Annotated in this window: 19 protein-coding genes and 6 tRNA genes; 11 read left to right on the top strand and 14 right to left on the bottom strand. The window is 67.1% G+C overall.

Annotation, left to right across the window (positions count from 1 at the left end; translation table 11 throughout):
- Positions 1–19: 19 nt before the first annotated feature.
- The 6 genes from V9K91_RS10635 to V9K91_RS10610 all read right to left on the bottom strand — a co-directional run bounded on the left by V9K91_RS10635 (position 20) and on the right by V9K91_RS10610 (position 967).
- Positions 20–104: transfer RNA gene (locus V9K91_RS10635), tRNA-Leu, on the bottom strand.
- A 124-nt stretch (positions 105–228) separates the two neighbouring features.
- Positions 229–304: transfer RNA gene (locus V9K91_RS10630), tRNA-Lys, on the bottom strand.
- A 179-nt stretch (positions 305–483) separates the two neighbouring features.
- A tRNA-Lys gene (locus V9K91_RS10625) sits at positions 484–559 on the bottom strand.
- 84 nt (positions 560–643) lie between these two features.
- Positions 644–720 (bottom strand) — tRNA-His (locus V9K91_RS10620).
- Positions 721–767: 47 nt separating this feature from the next.
- Positions 768–844, bottom strand: a tRNA-Arg gene (locus V9K91_RS10615).
- A gap of 46 nt (positions 845–890) precedes the next feature.
- Positions 891–967 (bottom strand) — tRNA-Pro (locus V9K91_RS10610).
- Positions 968–1,129: 162 nt separating this feature from the next.
- Between V9K91_RS10610 and V9K91_RS10605 the strand changes: the two genes are divergently transcribed.
- Positions 1,130–1,888, top strand: a complete 759-nt coding sequence (locus V9K91_RS10605; RefSeq protein ID WP_068849571.1) for a Bax inhibitor-1/YccA family protein — start codon at positions 1,130–1,132, stop codon at positions 1,886–1,888.
- 183 nt (positions 1,889–2,071) lie between these two features.
- On the opposite strand, the gene V9K91_RS10600 is transcribed toward V9K91_RS10605, so the two are convergent.
- From V9K91_RS10600 to grxC, 3 genes are all read right to left on the bottom strand, one after another.
- A complete protein-coding gene (locus V9K91_RS10600) occupies positions 2,072–3,079 on the bottom strand; it encodes an isocitrate dehydrogenase (protein WP_068849569.1) in 1,008 nt (335 codons plus the stop codon).
- A 239-nt stretch (positions 3,080–3,318) separates the two neighbouring features.
- Positions 3,319–3,711 (bottom strand): carboxymuconolactone decarboxylase family protein, encoded by a 393-nt coding sequence (locus V9K91_RS10595; protein WP_038690172.1) that lies wholly within the window; start codon positions 3,709–3,711, stop codon positions 3,319–3,321.
- Positions 3,708–4,004 carry a glutaredoxin 3 gene (gene grxC, locus V9K91_RS10590; protein WP_068849564.1) on the bottom strand — a complete coding sequence of 99 codons (297 nt, stop codon included), beginning with the start codon at positions 4,002–4,004 and terminating at the stop codon, positions 3,708–3,710. The genes V9K91_RS10595 and grxC overlap by 4 nt, the downstream gene beginning before the upstream one ends.
- A 107-nt stretch (positions 4,005–4,111) precedes the next feature.
- Between grxC and V9K91_RS10585 the strand changes: the two genes are divergently transcribed.
- The 9 genes from V9K91_RS10585 (at position 4,112) to lpxH (ending at position 17,518) form a co-directional block, all read left to right on the top strand.
- On the top strand, positions 4,112–5,752 hold the full coding sequence (locus V9K91_RS10585; RefSeq protein WP_095364538.1) for a M48 family metalloprotease: 1,641 nt from the start codon (positions 4,112–4,114) through the stop codon (positions 5,750–5,752).
- Between the two features lie 112 nt (positions 5,753–5,864).
- Positions 5,865–6,554 carry a phosphate regulon transcriptional regulator PhoB gene (gene phoB / locus V9K91_RS10580; RefSeq protein WP_068849561.1) on the top strand — a complete coding sequence of 230 codons (690 nt, stop codon included), beginning with the start codon at positions 5,865–5,867 and terminating at the stop codon, positions 6,552–6,554.
- An 18-nt stretch (positions 6,555–6,572) separates the two neighbouring features.
- Positions 6,573–7,913: a phosphate regulon sensor histidine kinase PhoR gene (gene phoR, locus V9K91_RS10575; RefSeq protein ID WP_068849559.1), complete on the top strand. Its 1,341-nt coding sequence runs from the start codon at positions 6,573–6,575 to the stop codon at positions 7,911–7,913.
- A complete protein-coding gene (ppk1, locus tag V9K91_RS10570; protein WP_093533246.1) occupies positions 7,910–9,991 on the top strand; it encodes a polyphosphate kinase 1 in 2,082 nt (693 codons plus the stop codon). The genes phoR and ppk1 overlap by 4 nt, the downstream gene beginning before the upstream one ends.
- Positions 9,992–10,116: 125 nt before the next feature.
- Positions 10,117–11,643, top strand: a complete 1,527-nt coding sequence (ppx, locus tag V9K91_RS10565; RefSeq protein ID WP_095364536.1) for an exopolyphosphatase — start codon at positions 10,117–10,119, stop codon at positions 11,641–11,643.
- Between the two features lie 345 nt (positions 11,644–11,988).
- Positions 11,989–14,907 (top strand): TonB-dependent receptor, encoded by a 2,919-nt coding sequence (locus V9K91_RS10560; RefSeq protein WP_336442921.1) that lies wholly within the window; start codon positions 11,989–11,991, stop codon positions 14,905–14,907.
- 146 nt (positions 14,908–15,053) lie between these two features.
- The gene (locus V9K91_RS10555; protein WP_093533244.1) at positions 15,054–16,190 is read left to right on the top strand and encodes a glycosyltransferase family 1 protein; all 1,137 of its coding nucleotides are present in this window, start codon (positions 15,054–15,056) and stop codon (positions 16,188–16,190) included.
- On the top strand, positions 16,171–16,710 hold the full coding sequence (locus tag V9K91_RS10550; RefSeq protein WP_068849550.1) for a phosphatase PAP2 family protein: 540 nt from the start codon (positions 16,171–16,173) through the stop codon (positions 16,708–16,710). Before V9K91_RS10555 ends, V9K91_RS10550 begins: the two co-directional genes overlap by 20 nt.
- Positions 16,711–16,777: 67 nt before the next feature.
- Positions 16,778–17,518, top strand: coding sequence for a UDP-2,3-diacylglucosamine diphosphatase (gene lpxH, locus V9K91_RS10545; protein ID WP_093533243.1), 741 nt, complete (start codon positions 16,778–16,780; stop codon positions 17,516–17,518).
- A gap of 47 nt (positions 17,519–17,565) precedes the next feature.
- Here the strand turns inward: lpxH and V9K91_RS10540 are convergent, their stop codons facing one another.
- Positions 17,566–18,822 (bottom strand): zinc-dependent metalloprotease, encoded by a 1,257-nt coding sequence (locus tag V9K91_RS10540; RefSeq protein ID WP_068849546.1) that lies wholly within the window; start codon positions 18,820–18,822, stop codon positions 17,566–17,568.
- Positions 18,823–19,040: 218 nt separating this feature from the next.
- Between V9K91_RS10540 and V9K91_RS10535 the strand changes: the two genes are divergently transcribed.
- A complete protein-coding gene (locus V9K91_RS10535; protein ID WP_095364535.1) occupies positions 19,041–20,528 on the top strand; it encodes a DUF2235 domain-containing protein in 1,488 nt (495 codons plus the stop codon).
- Positions 20,529–20,671: 143 nt separating this feature from the next.
- On the opposite strand, the gene V9K91_RS10530 is transcribed toward V9K91_RS10535, so the two are convergent.
- The 4 genes from V9K91_RS10530 to V9K91_RS10515 all read right to left on the bottom strand — a co-directional run bounded on the left by V9K91_RS10530 (position 20,672) and on the right by V9K91_RS10515 (position 24,891).
- Complete coding sequence (locus V9K91_RS10530; protein WP_095364543.1) at positions 20,672–21,472, bottom strand: ferritin-like domain-containing protein; 801 nt, start codon at positions 21,470–21,472, stop codon at positions 20,672–20,674.
- 72 nt (positions 21,473–21,544) lie between these two features.
- On the bottom strand, positions 21,545–23,011 hold the full coding sequence (gene purF, locus V9K91_RS10525) for an amidophosphoribosyltransferase (RefSeq protein WP_068849542.1): 1,467 nt from the start codon (positions 23,009–23,011) through the stop codon (positions 21,545–21,547).
- Positions 23,012–23,040: 29 nt separating this feature from the next.
- Positions 23,041–23,838, bottom strand: a complete 798-nt coding sequence (locus V9K91_RS10520; RefSeq protein ID WP_095364534.1) for a CvpA family protein — start codon at positions 23,836–23,838, stop codon at positions 23,041–23,043.
- Between the two features lie 15 nt (positions 23,839–23,853).
- Complete coding sequence (locus V9K91_RS10515) at positions 23,854–24,891, bottom strand: SPOR domain-containing protein (RefSeq protein ID WP_095364533.1); 1,038 nt, start codon at positions 24,889–24,891, stop codon at positions 23,854–23,856.
- Positions 24,892–24,923: the final 32 nt, after the last annotated feature.

The raw sequence follows: 24,923 nt of genomic DNA, 5'->3' as shown, positions 1-24,923 counted from the left end.
AGTCCCCTGCCCTGTCAGCTGGTGCGAAAGGGGGGACTCGAACCCCCACGCCTTGCGGCACTGGAACCTAAATCCAGGGCGTCTACCAATTCCGCCACTTTCGCGCTGGTGCGCATTGTACGTGAAGACCGGAAGCAGGTCGCCGGTAGGGACACGCCATGCGTGTTCGCGCGATACCGGATCGCGCGCAAGAAAAAAGCCACCCGGCGGACCGGATGGCTTTCGTCTTGGTGGGCTGTCAAGGATTCGAACCTTGGACCTATTGATTAAGAGTCAACTGCTCTACCAACTGAGCTAACAGCCCGAAAATCGGGAGGCGAATTATGACGCAATGCCGCACGGGGTTGCAAGGGGTTTCTGCGGACATGGTTCAGACGCGGACGATGGGGGCGGGCACCGCGCAGGGACATGCCATGCGTGTCCGCGCCATACCGGATCGCAGGCAAGAAAAAAGCCGCCTGGCGAACCAGGCGGCTTCTGTCTTGGTGGGCTGTCAAGGATTCGAACCTTGGACCTATTGATTAAGAGTCAACTGCTCTACCAACTGAGCTAACAGCCCTGAAATCCCAGGCGCATAGTCTAGCGTTTGCGCCTTTTTTTGCAACCCCGATCCACTTCCGGTGAAACGGGTCCTTCAAATCAGTGGGGTGGCTGAGGGGATTCGAACCCCCGACCACCGGAATCACAATCCGGTACTCTAACCAACTGAGCTACAGCCACCACTGAAACCTGTTTATTCGTTTGAAACATCCTGACGCTTGCACCGATGGTGCGCCCGACAGGAATCGAACCTGTAACCGCCGGCTTAGAAGGCCGGTGCTCTATCCAGTTGAGCTACGGGCGCCCGGACCGGATTGTCGCATTCCCATCCCGTTTTGAGCAGCGGGATGTGGTCGGGGTAGAGGGATTCGAACCCCCGACATCCTGCTCCCAAAGCAGGCGCGCTACCAGACTGCGCTATACCCCGGTGGTTTGATCCCTCGAGGTTCCCCCCGAAAGAGTCGGCTATTGTGGGAATCGGCGAGGCATCTGTCAACGGTTTTCACAAGGTTTTTCACATTCGTGATCGGGCGCTATGCTTTCTGCAGCGGCCGGACGGCCCTACCCCTACCCTTCAAGGAGATTGGCAATGCGCAGCGGCAATCCCGCACTTTCGGAGTCGACGTTCCTCGACCTGGCCAGCGGCTCGGTGGTGACCTCGCCCGACCAGGTGATGACCATCAACGGCACGGTCAACAAGACCGGCATCCTGCTGTTGCTGACCGTGCTCACTGCTGCCTTCGCCTGGAGCCAGACCATCGGCGCCGACGGCCAGATCGCCCCGGGCGCGATGATCTATGCCATCGGCGGCGCCATCGGCGGGCTGGTCCTGGCCCTGGTGACGGTGTTCAAGAAGGAATGGTCGCCGGTCACCGCGCCGATGTACGCACTGGTGGAAGGCTTCTTCCTGGGCGCGATCTCGGCGGTGTTCGAAGCGCGCTTCCCGGGCATCGTGTTCCAGGCCGTGCTGCTCACCTTCGGCACCCTGTTCGCCCTGCTGGCGGCCTACCGCAGCGGCCTGATCAAGGTCACCGAGAACTTCAAGCTGGGCGTGGTGGCAGCCACTGGCGGCATCGCGCTGCTGTACCTGGCCTCGTTCGTGCTCAGCTTCTTCAACATCAACGTGCCGGTGATCCATGAAGCCAGCTGGCTCGGCATCGCCTTCAGCCTGTTCGTGGTGGTGGTGGCCGCGCTGAACCTGGTGCTGGACTTCGACTTCATCGAAACCGGCGCCGCCGCGCGCGCACCGAAGTACATGGAGTGGTACGGCGCGTTCGGGCTGATGGTCACCCTGGTGTGGCTGTATGTGGAATTCCTGCGGCTGCTGTCGAAGTTGCAGCAACGTTGAGGCGTAGCATCAACGCGGGTAGAGCCGACTGTTAGTCGGCTGCTGTTCGACCGCGCGTAAACGCAACGAAAAAGGGCACCCGATGGGGTGCCCTTTTTCTGTGGAGCAGCCGACTGACAGTCGGCTCTACCTGTGGAGCAGCCGACTAACAGTCGGCTCTACCGTCGGCTCTACAGCGCCCGGTTACAGGCGGCTGGCGATGGCCTGGGCGAAGCCCATGGTGTTGCCGGTGCCGCCGAGGTCGCCGGTCAGCGAGTCCTTGGCTTCCAGCGTGGCCACGATGGCCTTGCGCAGGCGCTCGGCGTTTTCAGTCTGGCCGACATGGTCCAGCATCTGCGCGGCCGCCAGCAGCAGCGCGCACGGATTGGCCTTGCCCTGGCCGGCGATGTCCGGGGCGGTGCCGTGCACGGCTTCGAAGATCGCCGCGTTCTCACCGATGTTGGCACCCGGGGCCAGGCCCAGGCCGCCGACGAGGCCGGCGCACAGGTCGGAGATGATGTCGCCGAACAGGTTGGTGGTGACGATCACGTCGAACTGCTCCGGACGCATCACCAGCTGCATGCAGCAGTTGTCGACGATCATTTCCTGGAACTCGATGTCCGGGTACTTGGCCGCCACTTCGCGCGCCACGGCCAGGAACAGGCCCGAGGTCGACTTGATGATGTTGGCCTTGTGCACGGCGGTGACCTTCTTGCGGCCGGTGCTGCGGGCCAGCTCGAAGGCGTAGCGCACGATGCGCTCGGAGCCCTTGCGGGTGATGCGGGTGCCGGAGAACGCGGTTTCACCGTCGGCCGACACTTCCTGGCCTTCGGCCAGGTAGGCGCCTTCGGTGTTCTCACGCACGGTGACCAGGTCCACGCCGTCGCCGAAGCGCGACTTGGTGTTCGGGAACGACACCGCCGGACGCACATTGGCGTACAGGTCGAAGTGGCGACGCAGGCTGACGTTGATCGAGGTGAAGCCACCACCGACCGGCGTGGTCAGCGGGCTCTTCAGGGCGATCTTGTTGCGTGCGATCGATTCCAGGGTGGAGGCCGGCATCAGGTCGCCGTGTTTTTCCAGCGCGACCAGGCCAGCGTCGGCATCTTCGTACTCAAAGCCGGTGTCCAGCTTGCCGAGCACGAACAGGGTGGCGTCCATGATCTCCGGGCCGATGCCGTCACCGCGGATGACCGTGATTTTCTGCGTCATTTGATCTGTTTCCGAACCGAGGGGGAGCGCCGTGGGTCCGGGGTCCGGAGCGTCGGCGCAAGGGAAGTTTCACCCGCAATTATGCCCCAGCCAGCCCCCGGACCCCAAATAGACCAAGGTAGCGCCGGCCGTTGGCCGGCCCATGGAGCGCCTCGGCCCGTACCGACCAACGGTCGGTACCTACCGGCGCCGTGGCGCGCCCGGGTAGCGCCCGACCGTTGGTCGGGCGGCGTCATGCATCAATGTTCGTGGACGGCCGGGGCGGCGGCGCCGCCTTCCAGCTGGTCCAGAAAGTCCACGGCCCGGCGCAGATGCGGGATCACGATCGAACCGCCCACCACCAAACCGACCGAGAAGGTCTCGAAGAACTCCTCGCGGGTCACCCCGGCGTCCTTGCACTGGGCCACGTGGTAGCTGATGCAGTCGTCGCAGCGCAGCACCATCGAGGCGACCAGGCCCAGCAGCTCCTTGGTCTTCACATCCAGTGCGCCGGCCTGGTAGGTCTGGGTGTCGAGCGCGAAGAAGCGCCGCACCACCTGATTGGGCTCACCCAGGATGCGCTGGTTCATGCGCTGGCGGAACTCGGTGAACTCGGCGATCCGGTCCTTGCTGCCGTCGTCCGCAGCGCTCATGCCCCTTCCCCGTTCAGCAGCGGCTCAAGCTTTCCTTCGCGGTGCAGGGCCATCATGTCGTCGTACCCGCCCACATGGACCTCACCGACGAAGATCTGCGGCACGCTGGTGCGGCGGGTCTTGGCCATCATCTTCTCGCGCTCGACCGGGTCCAGGTCAATGCGGACCTCGGTCCAGCTCTGGCCCTTGCTCTTCAGGAAGTTCTTGGCCGCCACGCAGTACGGACAGACGGCAGTCGAATAGATGGTGATGGGCGGCGTCCCACCCGGGTTGGAAGCGACATCTTGGCTCACGGGAAACTCCACGGCAGAACGAGTGTCTGTATATGGTAGCCCTGCGCTGGATTTTCCATGTCATCACCGCAACACTGCGGATCACCCGCAGCCCCAGGAGTTCCTGTTTGCGCCCTTTGCTGCTCTCTGCCGCGTTGACCCTGGCCTTGGCCGCCCCCTTGGCGTCGGCCCAGGACAGCAAGCTGCCGGACATCGGCTCGTCGGCCGGTGAACTGCTGACCCCGGCGCGCCAGGCCGAGTACGGCGGGATGATGCTGCGCGAGCTGCGCAATTACGGCTTCCTGCTGGATGACCCGCTGGTGGACGACTGGCTGCAGACCATGGGTGCCCGGCTGGGCTCCAACAGCGCCCAGCCGCGCCAGTCCTATACGTTCTTCATGCTCCGGGACCGGCAGATCAACGCCTTCGCCACCCTGGGCGGCTACGTGGGGGTCAACGCCGGGCTGGTGCTGACCGCCGAGCGCGAGGACGAGGTGGCCGCGGTGCTGTCCCACGAAATCGCCCACGTCACCCAGCAGCACGTGCTGCGCGGGGTGGAACGGGCCCAGCGCGACCAGATCCCGATCCTGCTGGGCATGCTGGCGGCGGTGGTGGCCGCGCAGCAGGCTGGCGGCAACTCCTCCGGCGATGCCACCATGGCCGCGATCACCTCCGGCATGGGGCTGATGCAGCAGCGCCAGATCAACTACACCCGCAGCAATGAATCGGAGGCCGACCGCCTGGGCATCCGCACCCTGGCCCGCAGCGGCTACGACGTGGATGCGATGGCCGGCTTCTTCGAACGCATGTCCGCCTCGATGCGCGGCAATGCCGGCGGCTATTCGGTACCGGATTTCCTGCAGACCCACCCGGTCAACACCACCCGCATCAGCGAAGCCAAGGCCCGCGCCGAGCAGATGAAGAAGGACACGGTGCTGCTCACCACCGAAGTGCCCGGCGGGGTGCGCCAGGAACGGGTGGACCCGGCCGACCCGGCGCTGTCCGACCCGCTGGTCCGGCGCACCAACCCGCTGCTGCCTTCCTCGATGCAGATCTCGGTGAATTCGCTGAGCCGGGGCGGCACTGGCCAGTTCGAGTGGGCGCGCGAGCGCCTGCGCGTGCTCAGCGCCGATACCCCGGGCGAGCTGGCCACCGAGTACCAGAACCTGCAGCGCGCGCAGAAGAGCGGCCTCAACGACGCCCAGCGCTATGGGCTGGCCCTGGCACGCCTGCGCAACAGCGGTGCGGCCGAGGCCCGGCGCGACCTCACCGAACTGCTCAAGGACCACCCGGACAACCTGTGGGTGGCACTGGCGCTGGCCGAGTCCGAGTCGCGCTCGGGCCAGCCGGCCCAGGCCAACGCCCGCTTCGACGCGCTGCTGCGCCAGCACCCCGGCAGCCGCCCGGTGGCGCTGACCTACGCCGAGATCCTGAACGAACAGGGCGGGCGCGAAGCCGGCCAGCGCGCGCAGGCGATGCTGCGCCCGCTGTTGTCGCAAAGCGGCAACGATCCGGTGTTCCAGCAGCGCTATGCCCGCGCCAGCGAGCTGGCCGGCGACACCCTGCGCGCCAGCGAGGCCTACGCCGAGGCCGCGTTCCTGAACGGGCGGCCGGAGCAGGCGTTGATGCAGCTGCAGGCGCTCAAGAAGCAGCCCGCACTGGATTACGTGGGCCGGGCCAGGGTGGATGCGCGGATCGAAAGCATCACCCCCACCGTGCTGGAGATGCGCCGGCAGGGCATCAACGACCCGGAGCTGGAACGGCGCTGAACCGCGCCCGGATGACCGTGGGATGGCAATGCCCTCATGGCCGTCACAAACATGTCATGAAACCGTAGTCTACTGGGCTCAATCCCGGTCTGATGAGCAATACGGTGGGCACGTGCAGAAACGCATCCTGATCGTCGATGACGAACCCGCGATCCGCGAAATGGTCGCCTTTGCCCTGCGCAAGGGTGATTACGACCCGATCCACGCCGGTGACGCCCGCGAAGCGCAGACGGCCATCGCCGACCGCGTACCGGACCTGATCCTGTTGGATTGGATGTTGCCGGGCACCAGCGGGCTGGACCTGGCCCGGCGTTGGCGCAAGGAGGCCCTCACCCGCGAGGTGCCCATCATCATGCTCACCGCGCGCGGCGAAGAGAACGACCGCGTCGGCGGGCTCGAGGCCGGGGTGGATGACTACGTGGTGAAGCCGTTCTCGGCCCGCGAACTGCTGGCCCGCATCCGCGCCGTGATGCGGCGGGCGCGCGACGACGACGAGGACGGCAGCGTGGCGGTGGGCAGCATCCGCATCGACGGTGCCGCGCACCGGGTGTTCGCCGGCGACCAGCCGGTGCCGATCGGCCCGACCGAGTACCGCCTGCTGCACTTCTTCATGACCCACCCCGAGCGCGTATACACCCGTGCCCAGTTGCTGGACCATGTGTGGGGCGGCAGCGTATACGTGGAGGAGCGCACCATCGATGTGCACATCCGCCGGCTGCGCAAGACGCTGGAACCGTTCGGCGCTGAAAACATGGTGCAGACCGTGCGCGGTGCAGGCTACCGGTTCTCGACCTCGACCTGATTTTTTCCTGGGACCGCAATGCCGCGCCACATCCGCTCCGCCTGGTTGAAAACCCTTGCCACCCTCGCCGTGCTGCTGCTTGCCGCCGGCCTGGTGGGCCTCGCCACCGGGCATGTGTGGATGTGCATCGCACTGGCCTCCATTGGTGCGCTGGCCTGGCACTACTGGCGGCTGCGCAAGGTGCTGCGCCGGCTCACCGCGCGCCAGCGCTGGGACATGAGCGGCGGCAACGGGGTCTGGAACGAACTGGACCGGCTGCTGTACCGCAACCAGCTGGAAATGCGCACGCGCAAGCGGCGCCTGCTGGACATGCTGCGCAGCTACCGCGCGGCTGCCGCCGCGTTGCCGGATGCGGTGGTGGTGGTGGACCGCAACAGCCAGCGCGTGCAGTGGTTCAACGAATCGGCCACCACGCTGCTCGGCCTGCACCATCCCGGTGACCTGGGCGAGGCCCTGGTCGCGCGCCTGCAGCCAATGCCGCTGGCGCACTGGCTGGCCGGCGGCCGCAATGCCGAACCGATCCTGGACGTGCCCTCCCCGGTCGATCCGGCGATCCGGCTCAACCTGCGCCTGATTCCCTATTCGCCCGACTACTGGCTGCTGATCGCGCGCGATGTGAGCAAGCTGCTGCGGCTGGAGCAGGTGCGCCGCGATTTCGTGGCCAACGTCTCGCATGAGCTGCGCACGCCGCTGACGGTGGTGCACGGCTACCTGGACATGATGGAGCCGGAGGATTTCCCCGGCACCGGGCCGATGCTGGAGGAAATGCGCAGGCAGTCGCAGCGCATGGCCCAGCTGGTCGAGGACCTGCTGACCCTGTCGCGGCTGGAATCGCAGGAACACACCGAAGAAGAAACCGTGGCGATGGCGCCGATGCTGGCCACGCTGCGCCGCGAAGCCGAGGCGCACAGCCAGGGCCGCCACCAGATCAGCGTGATCGACAGCGCCGGGGTGGACCTGCAGGGCTCCAACAAGGAACTGCACAGCGCCTTTTCCAATCTGGTCACCAACGCGGTGCGCTACACCCCGGCCGGCGGCCGGGTCGAGGTGGAGCTGGCCCGCGAAGGCCACGGCGTGGTGCTGGCGGTACGCGATACCGGCTATGGTATTCCCGCCACCCACCTGCCGCGCCTGACCGAGCGTTTCTACCGCGTTTCCAGCAGCCGCTCGCGCGAAAGCGGTGGCACCGGGCTGGGCCTGTCGATCGTCAAGCACATCCTGGGCCTGCACCACGCGCGCCTGGAGATCCAGAGCGAGGTCGGCAAGGGCAGCGTGTTCTCGTGCCACTTCGATGCCGACCACGTGCGCGAGCGCACTGACGTGGCCACCCTTTCCTCTGCAGAAGACTCCTCCGCATGAGCACCCTCGTTCCCATCGCCATGCCGGCCGAAACCGATCCACTGCGCGACCCGGCCCTGTACATCAACCGCGAGCTGTCGCAGCTGGATTTCAACTTCAGGGTGCTGGCCCAGGCGATGGACCCGCAGGTACCGGTGCTGGAGCGGCTGCGCTTCATGTGCATCTCCTGCACCAACCTGGACGAGTTCTTCGAGATCCGCGCCGCCGCGGTACGCCACGCGCAGGAATTCGGCCTGCCGCCGGCACCGGATGGGATGGCGCCGCAGACCATCCTCAACGCCATCCATGACCGCGCCGCGGAGCTGGTGGACCAGCAGTACCGCTGCTGGAACGACACGCTGCGCCCCGCGCTGCACGAGGCCGGCATCGACGTGCTGGGCCGGCACTCCTGGAACCACCGCCAGAAGCGCTGGCTGCGCGCCTACTTCCGCAACGAGATCATGCCGGTGCTGTCGCCGCTGGGCCTGGATCCGTCGCACCCGTTCCCGAAGATCCTCAACAAATCACTGAACATCGTGGTGGTGCTCAAGGGCACCGATGCGTTCGGCCGCGCCGGCCACCTGGCCATCGTGCGCGCGCCGCGCTCGCTGCCGCGCATCATCCAGTTGCCGCAGACCCTCGGTGGCCCGCAGACTTTCGTGTTCCTGTCCTCGGTGCTGTCCACCTTCGTCGGCGAGCTGTTCCCGGGCATGGAAGTCCAGGGTGCCTACCAGTTCCGGGTGACCCGCAATTCCGAGCTGGTGGTGGACGAGGAAGAAGTGGAGAACCTGGCGCTGGCGCTGCGCGATGAGCTGGTCGATCGCGGCTACCGGCCGGCGGTGCGGCTGGAAATCGCCCAGGACTGTCCGCGCGACATCGTGCGTACGCTGCTGCAGAACTTCGGCCTGACCGAGAACGCGGTGTACCGCATCGACGGCCCGGTCAACCTCAACCGTGTCATCCAGCTGTACGACCTGCTGGCCCGACCGGAACTCAAATACCCGCCGATGAGCCCGCGCACGCTGCGCGACAGCGACGGCATCTTCGAGGTGGTGGCACGCAAGGACGTGCTGCTGCACCACCCCTTCGACGCCTTCACCGCCGTGCTGGACCTGATCAAGCAGGCCGCGGTGGACCCGAACGTGCTGGCGATCAAGCAGACGCTGTACCGCACCGGCAAGGATTCGCTGATCGTCGATGCGCTGATCCAGGCCGCACGCAACGGCAAGGACGTTACCGTGGTGGTGGAGCTGCGCGCGCGCTTCGACGAGGAAGCCAACCTGGGCCTGGCCGACCGCCTGCAGGAAGCCGGCGTGCAGGTGGTGTATGGCGTGGTGGGCTACAAGACCCACGCCAAGATGCTGCTGATCGTGCGCCGCGAAGGCCGCAAGCTGCGCCGTTACGTGCACCTGGGCACCGGCAACTACCACAGCGGCACCGCGCGGGCGTACACGGACCTGAGCCTGATCACCGCCGATGCCGATATCGGCAACGACGTGCACCTGCTGTTCCAGCAGCTGTCCGGGCTGGCCCCGCGCACGCGCCTGAAGCGCCTGCTGCAGTCGCCGTTCACCCTGCACGACGGGCTGCTGCAGCGGATCGAGCGCGAGATGCACCTGGCCCAGAACGGCCGCCCGGGGCGGATCATCGCCAAGATGAATGCCCTCAACGAACCGCAGGTGGTGCGTGCGCTGTATGCCGCATCGCAGGCCGGGGTACAGATCGACCTGATCGTGCGCGGGGCGTGCACGCTGCGCCCGGGCGTACCGGGGGTCTCGGACAACATCCGGGTGCGCTCCATCGTGGGCCGTTTCCTGGAACACAGCCGCGTCTACTGGTTCGGCAACGACGGCGCGTCCGAGCTGTACTGCGCCAGCGCCGACTGGCTGGAGCGCAACCTGCTGCGCCGTGTGGAGACCTGCTTCCCGATCCTGGACCCGGAGCTGGCCCGCAAGGTCTACCGCGACGTGCTGCAGAACTACCTGGACGACAACCTCAATGCCTGGGAACTGCACGCCGACGGCGAGTACCGCAAATGCAGCCCCGGCCCCGACCAGCCCCCGCACTCGGCGCAGATGGCGTTGATGCAAGGGTTGTAGATCGAAGATCTACAACCCGGGTAGATCCCGACCGTTGGTCGGGATTCGTCCGGTGCGGCCTCCGGTCGCATCATGTGAAGGCCGTGCGGTGACGCCGCGACCCACCCATCGGCTACCATTCGCAAATGCCGCATACCTCCACGACTCCGCCCGCCCTGCAGGATGGCGACCTGCTCGCCGCCGTCGACCTCGGTTCGAACAGTTTCCACATGGTCATCGCGCGCTACACGCTCGGGCAGCTGCGCGTGGTCGACCGCTTGCGCGAGACCGTGCGGATGGCCGATGGCCTGGATGGCAAGGGCGGCCTGTCGGCCGACGCGCGCCAGCGCGCGCTGGAGTGCCTGGCCCGGTTCGGCCAGCGCATCCGTGGCATTCCTTCGGTACGCGTGCGCGCGTTGGCTACCAACACCGTGCGCCAGCTGCGCTCGCCGCAGGCGTTCCTGATGCCGGCCGAAACCGCGCTTGGGCATGCCATCGAAGTGGTCAGCGGGCGCGAAGAGGCCCGCCTGATCTACCTGGGCGTGGCCCATGCGCAGCCGCCCAAGCCGGACCAGCGCCGGCTGGTGATCGACATCGGCGGCGGCTCCACGGAATTCATCATCGGCCAGGGCATGCAGACCCTGGAGCGCGAAAGCCTGCAGGCCGGCTGCATCGCCAGCACCCGGCGCTTCTTCCCGGGCGGCAAGCTGAGCAAACGGCGCTGGAAGGATGCGCTGACCGAGATCGGCGCCGAGTTCCAGCAGTTCGCCACCAAGTACCGCGCGCTGGGCTGGCACGAAGCGCTGGGCTCGTCAGGCACGCACAAGGCGATCAGCGAAATCTGCGCCACCATGAAGCTGAGCAAGGGCGCGATCACCGCCGAAGCGCTGCCGCAGCTGCGCGATGAGCTGCTCAAGGCCAAGCGCATCGAGGACATCAACCTGCCCGGGCTGTCGCCCGACCGCCGGCCGATCATCGCGGGCGGCATCCTGGTGCTGGAAGCGGCGTTCCAGGCGCTGGGCCTGCAGAAGCTGCTGGTCAGCAAGGCGGCGATGCGCGAAGGCATCCTGTACGACATCCTCGGCCGCGCCAGCGAGAACGACCTGCGCGACGAATCGGTGGACGCGCTGACCCTGCGCTACGGCATCGATACCGTCCAGGCCGCGCGCGTGCAGCGCACCGCGCTTGACCTGTTCGCCCAGGTCGAAGGCAGCTGGAACCTGGACCCGGACGACGCGCGCATGCTCGGCTGGGCAGCGCGCCTGCACGAGCTGGGCCTGATGATCGCCCACAGCGGCTACCACGTGCATGGCAGCTACGTGCTGGAGAACTCGGACATCGCCGGCTTCTCGCGCCAGGAACAGCAGCTGCTGGCCGCGCTGGTGCGCAGCCACCGCCGCAACGTCTCCAAATCCGCGTTCGATGCCCTGCCCGAACGCCTGCTGTTGCCGGCCCGGCGCATGACCGCCCTGCTCCGGCTGGCGGTGCTGCTCAACCGTGCCCATGAGGACACCCCCGTGCCGGCGCTGGAGCTCAGCGCCGACGACAGCCGCATGTCGCTGATCCTGCCGCAGGCCTACATCGATGCCCGCCCACTGCTGCGCGCCGACCTGATCGGCGAAACCGACGGCATGGCCGGGCTCGGCGTCCAGTTCCGCCCGTTCGTGGCCTGAGCCGCGTCCGCGGCACCCGCCTCGCTGCCGCTACAGACACTGCGCCACCCTACGTGACGGTGTGCGCAGATCCATGTGCTGCGTCGCAGCATACTGATACATTGCGACATATCCGGACACATTGGACAGACTCAGCAAAAATTCACAATCTATTGATTCATAGGGATATTTGTCTCTTTGGTTACGGATAAGTGAATTTTTTTTGGCAAAAAGCTTTACAAGGGCTTAACGACTGGGACTAAGATCGAGTCACCGGCCCATTTGGGCTGGTTTTCGAGGGACGCGGTGCACTTGGGACCCCCGCCGACCTCTTTTGATTCAGTTCTGAACCAGAGAGAGAGCCAAATGACTTCACGCATCAACGTACTCGGGCAGGCGATCCGCTATGCCCTGGTCGCCGGTACTGGTGGCCTGGTGGCCGCCCCGGCCATGGCACAGGACGCGCCGAACCCCACCAACCTGGATCGCATCGAGATCACGGGTTCGCGCATCCGTACGGTGGACGTGGAAACCGCGCAGCCGGTGTTTGCGATCAGCCGCACCGACATCGAGCGCCAGGGCTTCAGCTCGGTCGCCGACATCCTGCAGAACGTGACCGCCATGGGCAGCCCGACGATCAGCCGCGCCAACGCGCTGACCGCCGGTGAGAACGCCGGCGGCACCTACATCGACATGCGCAACCTGGGCACCCAGCGCACGCTGGTGCTGGTCAATGGCAAGCGCCTGGGCATCAGCACCTCCGGCTACCAGGACGTGTCGACCCTGCCCGTCTCAGCCGTCGAGCGCATCGAAGTGCTGAAGGACGGCGCCTCGGCCATCTATGGTTCCGACGCGATGGCCGGCGTGGTCAACATCATCACCCGCGGCAATGTCACCGGCGTCACCGCCAACGTCTACCACGGGCAGTACAGCGAAGGCGACGGCGCCCGCGACCGCTTCGACGTGGTGGCCGGCTGGAGCAATGACCGCATCTCGCTGACCCTGTCGGCCGAACACGCTGAAGAGAAGGGCGTGTGGGCGCGCGACCGTGGCTTCAGCCAGTACGGCATGACCGATCGCCACCCGCTGGATTCCAGCAACTGGACCACCATCAGCCAGTACGGCCAGATCACCGGCCTGCGCGGCCCGGGCTGCACCGCCACTGCCGGCTGCGGCTACTCGCTCAACCGCGGTTCGGACCCGACCCTGCCGGGCAACTACCACCGCACCGACACCACCCCGTTCACCGGTGATGTGAGCAACGCCAACGACCAGATGCACGTGATGTATCCGCTCAAGCGCGATTCGGTGTACTTCGATGGTCGCTTTGCGATCACCGACAGCATCAACTTCCGCACCGAGCTGGGTTACAACGAGCGCGAGTCGAGCCGCCAGATCGCCGGTTACCCGCTGCAGTCCAGCACTGCCGGGGTCGGCTCGATGTCGATCAACAGCTACTTCAATCCGTTCGGCAACCAGCACGGCTATGCCACGCCGACCGCAGTGGCCTGGAATCGTCGTACCTGGGAAGTTCCGCGCGTTACCACCAGCAACCTGAAGACCTACCGCGCGGTGGCCTCGTTCGACGGTTCGTTCGACATCGGCGAGCGCTACTTCGACTGGGAAGCGGGCTACCAGTACAACCGCAATGAACTGGAATCGGTGGCCACCGGCAACCTGCACAAGGCGCGTGTCGCCGGCGGCGTGGGTCCGTCGTTCCTCAACGCGCAGGGCCAGGTGCAGTGCGGTACCGCCGCCGCCCCGATCTCGTTCGACGTGTGCAAGCCCTGGAACCCGCTGGTGGCGTACGGCGTGACCGCGCCGAATGGCCTGTATGGCAATGACGAGCTGCAGGCCTGGCTGTTCCCGGAAGAAACCACCAAGGGCCGCACCACCTCGAAGAACTTCTTCGCCAACATCGCCGGTTCCATCTTCACCCTGCCGGCCGGCGACCTGGGCTTCGCCTTCGGCGTTGAAAGCCGCAAGGAAGAAGGCAAGTACACCCCCGATGCGCTGGCCCAGACCGGTGCCACCACCAACCTGGCCGCCGGCCCGACCGGTGGCGACTACACCGTCAACGAAGCCTACCTTGAGCTCAACATCCCGGTGCTGGCCGACCTGCCCGGCGCGAAGGAACTGACCTTCAACGGCGCCACCCGCTTCTCGGACTACGACACCTTCGGCAACACGCTCAACAGCAAGTTCGGTTTCAAGTGGAAGCCGATCGACTCGCTGATGGTGCGCGGTACCTGGGCCGAAGGCTTCCGTTCGCCCACCATCAACGACCTGTTCGGTGGCGGTTCGGAAACCTTCGCGCAGTTCAGCGATCCGTGCGACACCGTGTTCGGCTCCTCGCGCACCAGCGCCGAAGTGCGCGCCCGCTGCTCGCGTGACATCGCCAGCGCCGCCACGTTCCGCCAGCTGCGCCAGGGCGGCACGCCGGTGACCGTGGCTACCGATGCCACCCCAGTGCCGTTCACCTCCGGCTCCAACCCGACGCTGACCCCGGAAACCTCCAAGAGCAAGACGCTGGGCCTGGTGTGGAGCCCCGGCTTCATCCAGAACTTCAACGCCTCGCTGGACTGGTGGAAGATCCGCATCGACAACACCATCATTGCCGACACCCCCACCCAGATCCTGATCGACTGCTATGAGCAGGGCATCGACGCGCGCTGCTCGCGCTTCGAACGCGATCCGGTCACCGGCATCGTGACCAACCTGAAGTTCGGCAACCGCAACGCCGGTTTCCTCGAAACCGAAGGCTACGACCTGGACCTGAACTACCGGATGGACACCGACTTCGGCAAGTTCTCGCTGAACTCGGCCACCACCTACGTGTCGAGCAACATCTACCGTTCGACCAATGACGCCAGCGTCGTGCCGACCCCCACCAACGGCATCGGCAGCGGCTTCCGCGTCCGCTCCAACCTGGTGCTGGGTTGGGACCTGGAAAACTTCGGCATGAGCTGGACCGCCCGCTACTACTCCGGGGTGAAGGAACAGTGCGCCAACATCGCGCTGTACCCGGAAGAGTGCTCGGATCCGAACCAGTACGCACCGTGGTACAAGGGCTCGCGCAACTACAACGAGCGTGGTTCGGTCACCTTCCACGACCTGCAGTTCCGCTACAACCTGCCGTGGGAAGCCACCGTGTCGGTCGGCGCCAACAACGTCTTCGACAAGCTGGGCCCGATCATGTACAGCAAGCCGAACTCGGCCTTCTCGTACTACGGCGGTTACGACATCGGTCGCTTCATCTACATGAAGTACCAGCAGCGTTTCTGATCGCCCCGCGCGGTTGATGCACGATGACCACGGCCCTTCGGGGCCGTGGTTTTTTTGTGCCCGGCGCGGCGTCATGTGCCGGTCATGTCGATGTCATGTCGGCTACATCGCCAGCCCCGAGCATGCCTTCAAACCGGAGGCCCGCCATGCGCTATGCCATCGTCACTGAAACGTACCCCCCCGAAGTCAACGGCGTTGCCCTGACCGTGCAGGGACTGGAACAGGGACTGCGCGCGGCCGGGCATGAGGTGGACCTGGTGCGCCCGCGCCAGGCCGACGACACCGATGCCGGCGGCGCGCTGCTGGTGCAGGGCGCCGGGCTGCCCCGCTACCCCGGCCTGCGCTTCGGACTGCCGGCCCCCAAGCGGCTCGCCCGGCAGTGGCAGCAGCAGCGCCCGGACGCCATCTACATCGCCACCGAGGGCCCGCTGGGCTGGTCGGCACTGCGCACCGCGCGGCGCCTGGGCATCCCGGTCGCCACCGGCTTCCACACCCGCTTCGACGAGTACCTGCCCGACTACGGCGTGGCCTGGTTGCAGGCCGCTGCCCTGCGCTGGATGCGGCGCTTCCACAACCAGGCCGATGCCACCCTGGTGCCCACCCAGGAACTGCAGCAGTTCCTCGGCGACCAGGGCTTCGACCGGGTGCGCCTGCTGGCCCGCGCGGTGGACAGCAGCCAGTTCGAGCCGACGCGGCGCGACCCGGCACTGCGCGAGGAATGGGGCATCGACGGCAGCGGCTTCGCGGCGATCTACGTGGGGCGCATCGCTGCTGAAAAGAACCTGGCGCTGGCGGTGAAAGCGTTCCGCCGGCTGCAGCAGGTGCGGCCCAAGGCCCGCTTCGTGTGGGTGGGCGATGGCCCGGCCCGCGAGAAACTGGCCCATGAAAACCCGGACTTCATCTTCTGTGGGGTGCAGCGCGGCGATGCGCTGGCGCGCCATTTCGCCAGCGGCGACCTGTTCCTGTTCCCCAGCCGCAGCGAGACGTTCGGCAACGTCACGCTGGAAGCGATGGCCAGTGGCGTGACTACGGTGGCATTCGACTACGGCGCGGCCCGCGAGCACCTGCGCACCGATGAGAACGGGGTAGCGGTGGACGCTGACAACGCCTTCGTCGATGCGGCCGTGCGCCTGGCCGGCGACGACGCCGAGCGCGAACGGTTGGGCCGCAATGCGGCCGTGGCGATGACGCGGCTGCATCCGCAGCAGGTCGTGGCCGAGTTCGAGGCCCTGCTTGCCGAACTGGCCAGTGCCCGGAGGTCGCATGCGGACCACGCCGCTTGATGCCCTGCGCGGGCGCGAAACCCGCTGGTGCCGGCGCGCCAACCACTATTGCCGGCACCGCCGCGTGCGCCGCGCGTTCTCGGTGGTCAGCCGCCTCGGCGACGGGGTGTTCTGGTACGCGCTGATGGGCGCACTGGTGCTGCTGGACGGCTTCGATGGCCTGCGCGCGTCGCTGCACATGGCCGCTACCGGCCTGATGGCGTTGCTGCTGTACAAGAGCCTGAAGCGCTGGACCCGGCGCCCCCGCCCCTATGCGGCCGACCTGCGCATCCGTGCCTGGGTAGCGCCGCTGGACGAATTCAGTTTCCCGTCCGGGCACACCCTGCATGCGGTGTCGTTCACCATCGTGGCGCTGGCCTACTACCCGTGGCTGGCGCCGGTGCTGGTGCCGTTCACGGCGGCGGTGGGGGTGTCGCGGGTGGTGCTGGGGCTGCATTACCCCAGCGACGTGCTGGCCGCCACGGCGATTGCCACGGCGTTGGCAGGCGCCAGCCTGCAATGGTTGCCCCTGCCGGTGTGAGGGATGGCAGATTTCGCGCAGCCACGCCGGGCGTGGCTCTACGGACCTGACGATCTACAATACGGGCATGACTACGCTGTTCATCTCCGATCTGCATCTGGACCCGAGCCGTCCAGCCATCACCGACCTGTTCCTGGACTTCCTGCGCCGCGAGGCGATGCAGGCCGATGCCCTGTACATCCTGGGCGACCTGTTCGAGGCCTGGATCGGCGATGACACCCCCTCCCCCGCCGCCGATGCGGTGGCCGACGCGCTCAAGGCGGTCGCAGACGCCGGGGTGCCGGTGTACTTCATCCGCGGCAACCGCGATTTCCTGGTGGGCGAAGACTACGCCCGTCGCGCCGGCTTCCGCATCCTGCCCGACCCCAGCGTGATCGACCTGTACGGCACCCCGGTGCTGCTGCAGCACGGCGACCTGCTGTGCACCGATGACGTGGCCTACCAGCAGTTCCGCGCACAGACCCGCGACCCGGTGTTCCAGGCCCAGTTCCTGGCCCAGCCGCTGGCCGCACGCATCGCCTTCGCGCAGAAGGCGCGCGATGCCAGCCAGGCACGCCAATCGGAAATGAAACAGGGCGACCGCGCCACCTTCGAGACCGTGACCGACGTGGCGCCCGATGAGGTCACCGCCACGTTCGTACGGCATGGGGTGGACACGATGATCCACGGCCACACCCACCGCCCTGCCATCCACAGCCTGCAGGCCGGCGGCCGCGCGTGCACGCGCATCGTGCTGGGCGACTGGTACGAGCAGGGCTCGGTGCTGCGCGTCACCCCGCAGGGGTGGACGCTGGATTCGCTGGCCTGACGCCAACCAGCACGCGGCGGATCTATATCCGCCGCGTGCCTTGTGGATTACCGGAACGCAGCCACCGCCGCCTTGGTGTTGACCAGCACCCGCTGGTTGTCGGCACTGGAGGCGATGCCCATCGGAATCCCGTTGTAGCTGATGTTGGGATTGGACCAGAAGTTCAGGCGCGGGCAGCCTGAGGTGCAGTCGTAGGCCATGATCGTGCGCCAGCGCGCGCCGGTGGCCGGCTGGTAGCGATACCCATGGCCGTACGCATACGGCGAGGTGCTGGAGTCGGTGGCGATATCGTGCCGCGCGCTCTGCAGGTGGCCGATCTCATGCGCGAACGAGTAGTAGCCGGTAGCGCAGTCCCAATACACGGCCGCGAAGGCGCTCGATGCCGTCGAGCCGATCCCGGATGCCAGCCCGCAGTAGCTGCTGTTGTTGATGATCAGCACTGCCACGTCGGCTGCGGTGCTGTTGCGGGTGGTGTGGATGGCATCCATGTAGCCATCATTGGTCGAGCGGAAGCGAGCCAGGTCGGTGCTGAAGTTCCCGGTCTCGGTGTACGCCACGGCCTGGTACCCGGCCAGCTGCATGGTGATGCCGACGTTGCTGTTGGTGTAACCCTGGTTCGACTCGGCCACCGCCAGCTGCACCAATGACTGCATGTTGCCGCCGTAGGCGTTCACCGCCGCGTTGGTGGCCACCACCAGCACCCGGATGGTGGCCGGCGTGCCCGACGAGGCCGCCGCAATGCCGGCGCGATCACTGGCCGGCATCTCGATCTTCGGCAGCGTGTTGTAATCGGCCGGGTGTTCGGCCGGCATGCGCGACTCATCCACCTGCACCAGCACATGGCGGCCATCGCTGAGCGGGCGCAGCCGGTACAGCGTGCCGTCCTTGCGGATTGAACCGGTGACGGTATCGCCATTGCGCACCAGGATCACCGAGTTGCCCGGATCCTGCGTACCGGCCTGGCGGGTCAGTTTCGACCCCGCGTTCTGCAGGCTGCCGTACCAGATGCTGCCACCATCGGGCAGGTTCTCCACCCGCTGCTGCAGCGCCTGCACGGGCGTGCCGAGCAGCTCGAACTCCAGCTGCCGTTGCGCCGCCACCACCGCGCCGGCCTCAACGCGGACTTCCTGCACGGCGGCGCTGGAGGGCGCCGACAACACCGCCTGCGCGGCCGGCTGGCTGGCCGCAGCGGCCCGGCTCAACACCGTCACCGGCTGGAACAGGGGAGCCGCCGCCGCCGTACCCACGGCGGCCAGGAACAACGTGATCGCACCTGCGGTCTTTCTCATCGAACTGGACATCATGTCGCCTCTCTCGTTGAGTGAACTTCGGAAGTGAACGTGTTCGCGCCACCGCCCCTGTCGGCAGGCCACACCATCTGGCGCCAATCGATCACGTGAATTCAATAGAGCGCACCGATGGGATTTCCGAACTGTGACCGGCGGCCACAGCGGTTCAGTTACGTCGCGCCTGTGTCGCTTTCGCGCTACCTTAAACGCGCATCGACAGGGGAACCGAGGCCATGGCAGGGCAGCCCACTCCGACCACCACCGTGCCGGTCACGCTGCAGATCGGCCTGTTCTTCGACGGCACCCGCAACAACGCCGACAACCTGCTGCACGCCTCGCGCCCCCCCGGCAGCACCACCCCCACACCGCGCCCACCCGCCCCCGCCGTCCTGGCCGACGACGCCTCGCCCTACCAGAGCCGCCTGACCAGCAGTTTCAGCAACGGACTGACCAACATCGCGCGACTGCACGCGCTCTACCCCGACCACCGGCGAACTACGCCCACACTGCCCGGCACGCTGTCCCTGGCGATCTACATCGAAGGCGCCGGCACCCGCACCGGCAAGGACGACGACCTGATGGGGCTGGCGTTCGGCATCGGCCCCAGCGGCGTGATCGCCAAGGTCCACCGCGCGCTCGACGTGCGCCTGCCCGAAGCACTACGCGCCTTGGCCAGCACCCTGCCGCCCCACGCATTGACCGGGGTCCGCCTGGACCTGTTCGGCTTCTCGCGCGGCGCCGCCTCCGCGCGCGACGCGATCAACCGGCTCAACGCCCCCGACGGCCGCCTCTGGCTGCAGGAACAGCTGCGCCGCACCGGCTGGACACTGCCATCGGCCCCTGCGATCCGCCCGGTGCGCTTCGTCGGCCTGTTCGACACCGTGGTCGCGATCGACGCGCGCCAGCGCGACGAACTGCCCTACGTCAACCTGCCCGCCGGCTGCGCCGACAAGGTGGTCCAGCTCACAGCGCGCGACGAGCACCGCCACTACTTTGCACTGACCTCCGTCGCGCCCGAACATGAAGAGATCGCGTTACCCGGCGTGCACGCCAACATCGGCGGCGGCTACGACCAGCGCATCGAAGGGCCAAAACTACTCACCCGCCCGCAGGGCCAGCGCATCCGCACCCACGACGTACCCGACACCACCACCCCGCCGCTGGCCCTGCTGCGCAGCACCCAGGTCTACGCAAGCGCGCAGGCCGCCTGCCGGCGATGGCAGGCCGCACTGGGCCTGGGCGAAGACAACGTCTGGGTCGACGTATGGCATCGCTGGCAGCAGATGCGCGTGGCCGGCAGCGACAGCGTGCTGCCGCAGTGGGTGCTGTTCGCGCATGCCGCAGTAGTGCTCAAACGCGAGATCGACTGGCGCTACCAGCTGGTCGCACTGCGGCTCATCTACCAGCGCGCGGCAGCCGCCGGCGTGATGTGGGCACGCACGCCGGATGCGGATCCGGCGATGGCGTTGCCGGATGAGCTGAAGCCCATTGCCGCGCGCCTGCTGGCAGGCCAAGCACTCGATGCAGCGCAGGAACGGCTGTTGCGAAAGCGTTACCTGATGCAATCAGCACACTGGAATTTCGATGCGCTCGGCGACACCGCATTGTTGTATGCGGCCGACGATGCAACGCGCGAACTGCCGTATCGGCCCGGGCCAGGATTGTTTTACATCAACCGGCCAACAGAAGACGGAACACGCGTAGTGTTACGGAACGTTTAGCGGCGTTCCGCAACCCGCCGTTTCTCTGGCCACCGATACACCGTCGAAGGTGGGTCGGGGCGGGTTTCAAACCGGGGAACCGATGGCAACAAGCTGTTCGCCAAGATGCATGACGCCGGGCAGAGCCCGGCACAACGGCACGGTTATCCCGCCGATTGCGATGCGGGGCCGGTGCGACCCGCCTGCTCGATCAGGTCCGCCAGCTCGTCCTGCTCGAACCCAGCCAACAACCGCGCCTCAAGATTGAACGGACCATACAGAAACCCGTTGGCATATTCCTTCAACAGCGCGATGAAACGCGCCCGAGGCTCCACACCGGCACGCTCGCAATACCAGCGGTACCAGCGCGTCCCCGCCGCCACATGCGCCACTTCCTCGCGCAGGATGATCTCCAGCACATCGGCAGTAGCGTGGTCATTGGCCGAACGCAGCTTGGTGATCATCCCCGGCGTGACATCCAGCCCGCGCGCCTCCAGCACCCGCGGCACCAGCGCCATCCGCGACAGGCCATCGTGCGCCGTCTTCTCGCACATCTCCCACAGCCCGTTGTGCGCGGCGAAATCGCCGTAATCGTGGCCGTGCGCCTGCAACCGCCCATGCAACAGCAGGAAGTGCCGCGACTCATCATCGGCCACCCCCACCCAGTCCGCATGGAACGACCCAGGCAGCCCGCGGAAGCGATACACCGCATCCCACGCCAGATCGATGGCATTGAGCTCGATATGCGCGATCGCATGGATGAACGCCGCCCGCCCCTCCGCATTGCCCAAGCCCCGCCGCGGTACATCGCGCGGATGCACCAGCTGCAACTGCGATGGCCTTCCCGGCATCCGGATCGGCTCGGGCGGCGGCGCATCCGCGCGCACCTTCAACTGCCCCGCGCGAAACTGCGCCGCGTAGTGCTGGGTCAGCGCCACCTTGCGCAGCGGGTCCGCCTCGGCCATGCACTGCTGCGCCGCGCGCAGCAGATCACCGGCCGCCTCGTCCCGCGGCAACGTCGCGCTCACCGCCAGGCCTCAGGCGCGGCGCTTATGCTTGGCATCGTCCGAACGCAACTGCTGGATGCGCTCGAAATAGCCCGGCTCGATACCGGTCGGGTACACGCCGTTGAAGCACGACGAATCGAACGACTTCAGCTCCGGGTTGCCTTCGCGCACCGCCGCTTCCATGTCCTCGATGTCCTGGTAGATCAACCAGTCGCAGCCCAGGTGCGCCTCGATTTCCTCCACGCTGCGGTTGTGCGCCACCAGCTCTTCGGCCGCCGGCATGTCGATGCCGTAGATGTTCGGATAGCGCACCGGCGGTGCCGCGCTGGCCAGGTAGACCTTGCGCGCACCGGCGTCGCGCGCCATCTGCACGATCTGCTGGCTGGTGGTGCCGCGCACGATCGAATCGTCCACCAGCAGCACCACCCGGTTGCGGAACTCCAGGTGGATCGGGTTGAGCTTGCGGCGCACCGACTTCACCCGCTCACCCTGCCCCGGCATGATGAACGTGCGGCCGATGTAACGGTTCTTGATGAAGCCCTCGCGGTACTTCACCCCCAGCACATTGGAGATTTCCAGCGCGGCATCGCGCGAGGTATCCGGGATCGGGATGATGGTGTCGATATCGTGGTCCGGGCGCAGGCGCAGGATCTTCTCGCCCAGCTTGATGCCCATGCGCATGCGCGCCTTGTGCACCGACACGTTGTCGATCATCGAATCGGGGCGCGCGAAATACACGTACTCGAAGATGCACGGGCTGTGCTCGGCCGGCTCGGCACACACTTCCGAGAACAGCTCGCCACGCGCGGTGATCACCAGCGCCTCGCCCGGGCGCACATCGCGCACGCGCTGGAAGCCCAGCACGTCCAGCGCCGACGATTCGGAGGCCACGATGTACTCATCACCTTCGGCGTGGGCGCGCTTGCCCAGCACCAGCGGGCGGATCCCGTGCGGGTCGCGGAACGCGACCAGGCCCAGGCCCAGCACCACGCTGATCACCGCATAGCCGCCCTTGCAGCGGCGGTGCACGCCAGCCACCGCACGGATCGCCGCTTCCGGGGTCAGCTGGCGCTGCGCGTCCAGCTCGAACGCGAACACGTTCAACAGCACTTCGCTGTCCGAATCGGTGTTGACGTTGCGGCGGTCCTGTTCGAACACCTGCTGGCGCAGCGCCTCGGTGTTGATCAGGTTGCCGTTGTGGGCCAGCGCGATGCCGTACGGCGAATTGACGTAGAACGGCTGCGCCTCGTCCATGCCTTCCGAACCGGCGGTGGGGTAACGCACATGGGCGATACCGACGCGGCCTTCCAGGGTGGACATGGTCTTGGCGTCGAACACATCGCGCACCAGGCCGTTGGCCTTCTGCACGCGCAGGCGGGTGCCATCGGCGGTGGCGATGCCTGCCGCGTCCTGGCCACGATGCTGGAGGACGGTCAGGCCGTCATACAACTGCCCGGCGACGTTCTGGTTGCCGACAATACCGACGATGCCACACATGGTGCGAATCTCCGCTGGGCTGGGCCCATCTACTGTGAAGGTGGCCGTGCCTGGCCGGGGGAACCGTTCCGTGCCGGAGCGGTGTCGTCCGGGCGCACGAGCGCCGGGTCGATGTTCTGGGGGGAGCCTGGCCGTGCCTGGTTGGCCCACACATCGGCGGGGTCCACCGCCTGCTGCGGGGTCTCATCCAGCGGTCGCGGCCATCCGCGCCCACCCAGCAACTGGCCAAGGACGCCATTATCGCCTGTCGCGCCCGGCTTGCCCAACTCCCCGATGGGCAGTTGCGCCATGTTCACCTCCGGCAGCGCCGTCGGTAGGGCCTGCAGGCCCTGCATGTCCTTCAGGTTGGGCATCTGGGGAAGCTCCGGCATGCGCGGCATCTTGGCCTGCATCCAGCCCACCCCGGGGTCGAGCATCGCGCGCAGGTGCGAGTCGCGCCAGGTCGCTTCACGGGTCAGCGGGGTGTACGAACCCAGCAGCAGCAGCGCGCAGGCGATCAGGCCGCCCCGGGCCAGGCCCAGGCCGCCACCCATCATGCGATCGGCGCCGTTCAGGCTGGTCGAGCGCACCGCCTGGCGGATCACCAGGCCGATCGCCCAGACCGAGACCATGACCAGCAGGAACACGGTGAGGTAGCCGGCGAAATAGTGGCCGGTGCCCGGCGCGGCCGGGGCGGACCACCACGCGGCGGCGCTGCGCCCGAACATCAGCGCGGCCCAGCCGCCCAGCAGCCACGAGAACGTGCTGATGACGATGCTGACGAATCCGCGCATGACCCCGAGCAGGGTCGAGATGCCGATCACCGCCAGCAGCACGAAATCAATCATGTGCGGGGGGCCGCATCAGGGATGCGGCCGGACCATGCCGGCCACGCCGACCTTCGACGCAACCTGGGCCTTGAGGTTCTCCGCCTCGGCACGGTTGGCGACCGGGCCGACGCGCACGCGGTTGAGCGTGCCCTTGTCGGTACGTACCTGCTCCACGAAGGCGCTGAAGCCGGCCGCGCGCACTTTGTCGCGCAGCGCGTTGGCTTCGGTCGCCTGGCCGAACGCGCCCAGCTGTACGGCGAAGCCGACGCTGCTGGCCGCCGGTGCGGTCGGCACGGCCACGGGCTTGGTGGCCGCGGTGGCGGGTTCGGGCTTGGCCACCGCCGGCTTCGGCTCCGGCTTGGGGGCCTCGGGCTTCGGCGCCGGCTTGGCGGCCGCCACCGGTTCCGGTGGCAGCGTTTCGGTCTTCACGGTCGCGGTGGCCGGCGCGGCAGCGGCGCTGGATGCAGCCGGTGCCGGCGCGGTGGCCGGCGTCGGCGTCGGCGTCGGCGCCGCAGCCACGGCGGTATCGGCGCGCGCGTCCAGCGTCACCACTTCGGCCTTGACGTCATTGCGCACCTTGACCGCTTCCAGGCGTGCCGCTTCGGCCTGCGCGCGATCGGCATACGGCCCCACGCGCACCCGCCAGGCCTGGCGGCCGTTGATCGTCGCCGGTTCGCTGAAGCCCGGCAGCTGGGCCTTCTTCAGGAACGCGATCACCGCGTTGGCGTCGGCCTGGCTGCCATAGGCGCCAAAGCTGACCGCATAGTTGCCTGCGGCCACGGCCGGCGAGGTATCGGCGGCTGCCGGCTCGGCCGGTGCGGCTGCGTCGGGCTGCAGCGGCTGGGTGGTGGAGACCCCGCTCTGCAGGCCGGTGGCGCCACCGGTGGGGGCCACCAGCGGCAGTTCGCGGGTCTGGAACTGGCCATCGGCCGGCGCGTCCGGCGCGGTGATCGGCACGTTGGCCACGCCACTGTCAGGGGCAGGCCCCTTGACCAGCATGGGCAGGAAAATCACGGCCAACGCCACCAGGACGATGGCACCAATCAGTCGCTGTTTCAGAGGAGTATCCACGGAAGGCTGGCAGGGCGGCGCGGCGGAATGCC

Origin of the sequence: Stenotrophomonas sp. CCNWLW57, assembly GCF_037203925.1 — a bacterium.
In the GTDB taxonomy this organism is placed as follows: Bacteria; Pseudomonadota; Gammaproteobacteria; order Xanthomonadales; family Xanthomonadaceae; genus Stenotrophomonas; species Stenotrophomonas rhizophila_A.
The sequence above is the reverse complement of the archived record's forward strand: the minus strand, read 5'-3'. Positions and strand labels throughout refer to the sequence as shown.

What these genes read in the sequence shown, in the direction of transcription:
- phoR (WP_068849559.1), top strand. Translation starts at nt 6,573, where the DNA reads ATGCCGCGCCACATCCGCTCCGCCTGGTTGAAAACCCTTGCCACCCTC.
- ppk1 (WP_093533246.1), top strand. Translation starts at nt 7,910, where the DNA reads ATGAGCACCCTCGTTCCCATCGCCATGCCGGCCGAAACCGATCCACTG.
- V9K91_RS10520 (WP_095364534.1), bottom strand. Translation starts at nt 23,838, where the DNA reads ATGATTGATTTCGTGCTGCTGGCGGTGATCGGCATCTCGACCCTGCTC.
- ppx (WP_095364536.1), top strand. Translation starts at nt 10,117, where the DNA reads ATGCCGCATACCTCCACGACTCCGCCCGCCCTGCAGGATGGCGACCTG.
- V9K91_RS10600 (WP_068849569.1), bottom strand. Translation starts at nt 3,079, where the DNA reads ATGACGCAGAAAATCACGGTCATCCGCGGTGACGGCATCGGCCCGGAG.
- V9K91_RS10550 (WP_068849550.1), top strand. Translation starts at nt 16,171, where the DNA reads ATGCGGACCACGCCGCTTGATGCCCTGCGCGGGCGCGAAACCCGCTGG.
- V9K91_RS10555 (WP_093533244.1), top strand. Translation starts at nt 15,054, where the DNA reads ATGCGCTATGCCATCGTCACTGAAACGTACCCCCCCGAAGTCAACGGC.
- V9K91_RS10530 (WP_095364543.1), bottom strand. Translation starts at nt 21,472, where the DNA reads ATGGCCGAGGCGGACCCGCTGCGCAAGGTGGCGCTGACCCAGCACTAC.
- purF (WP_068849542.1), bottom strand. Translation starts at nt 23,011, where the DNA reads ATGTGTGGCATCGTCGGTATTGTCGGCAACCAGAACGTCGCCGGGCAG.
- V9K91_RS10560 (WP_336442921.1), top strand. Translation starts at nt 11,989, where the DNA reads ATGACTTCACGCATCAACGTACTCGGGCAGGCGATCCGCTATGCCCTG.
- lpxH (WP_093533243.1), top strand. Translation starts at nt 16,778, where the DNA reads ATGACTACGCTGTTCATCTCCGATCTGCATCTGGACCCGAGCCGTCCA.
- V9K91_RS10605 (WP_068849571.1), top strand. Translation starts at nt 1,130, where the DNA reads ATGCGCAGCGGCAATCCCGCACTTTCGGAGTCGACGTTCCTCGACCTG.
- V9K91_RS10535 (WP_095364535.1), top strand. Translation starts at nt 19,041, where the DNA reads ATGGCAGGGCAGCCCACTCCGACCACCACCGTGCCGGTCACGCTGCAG.
- V9K91_RS10595 (WP_038690172.1), bottom strand. Translation starts at nt 3,711, where the DNA reads ATGAGCGCTGCGGACGACGGCAGCAAGGACCGGATCGCCGAGTTCACC.
- V9K91_RS10540 (WP_068849546.1), bottom strand. Translation starts at nt 18,822, where the DNA reads ATGATGTCCAGTTCGATGAGAAAGACCGCAGGTGCGATCACGTTGTTC.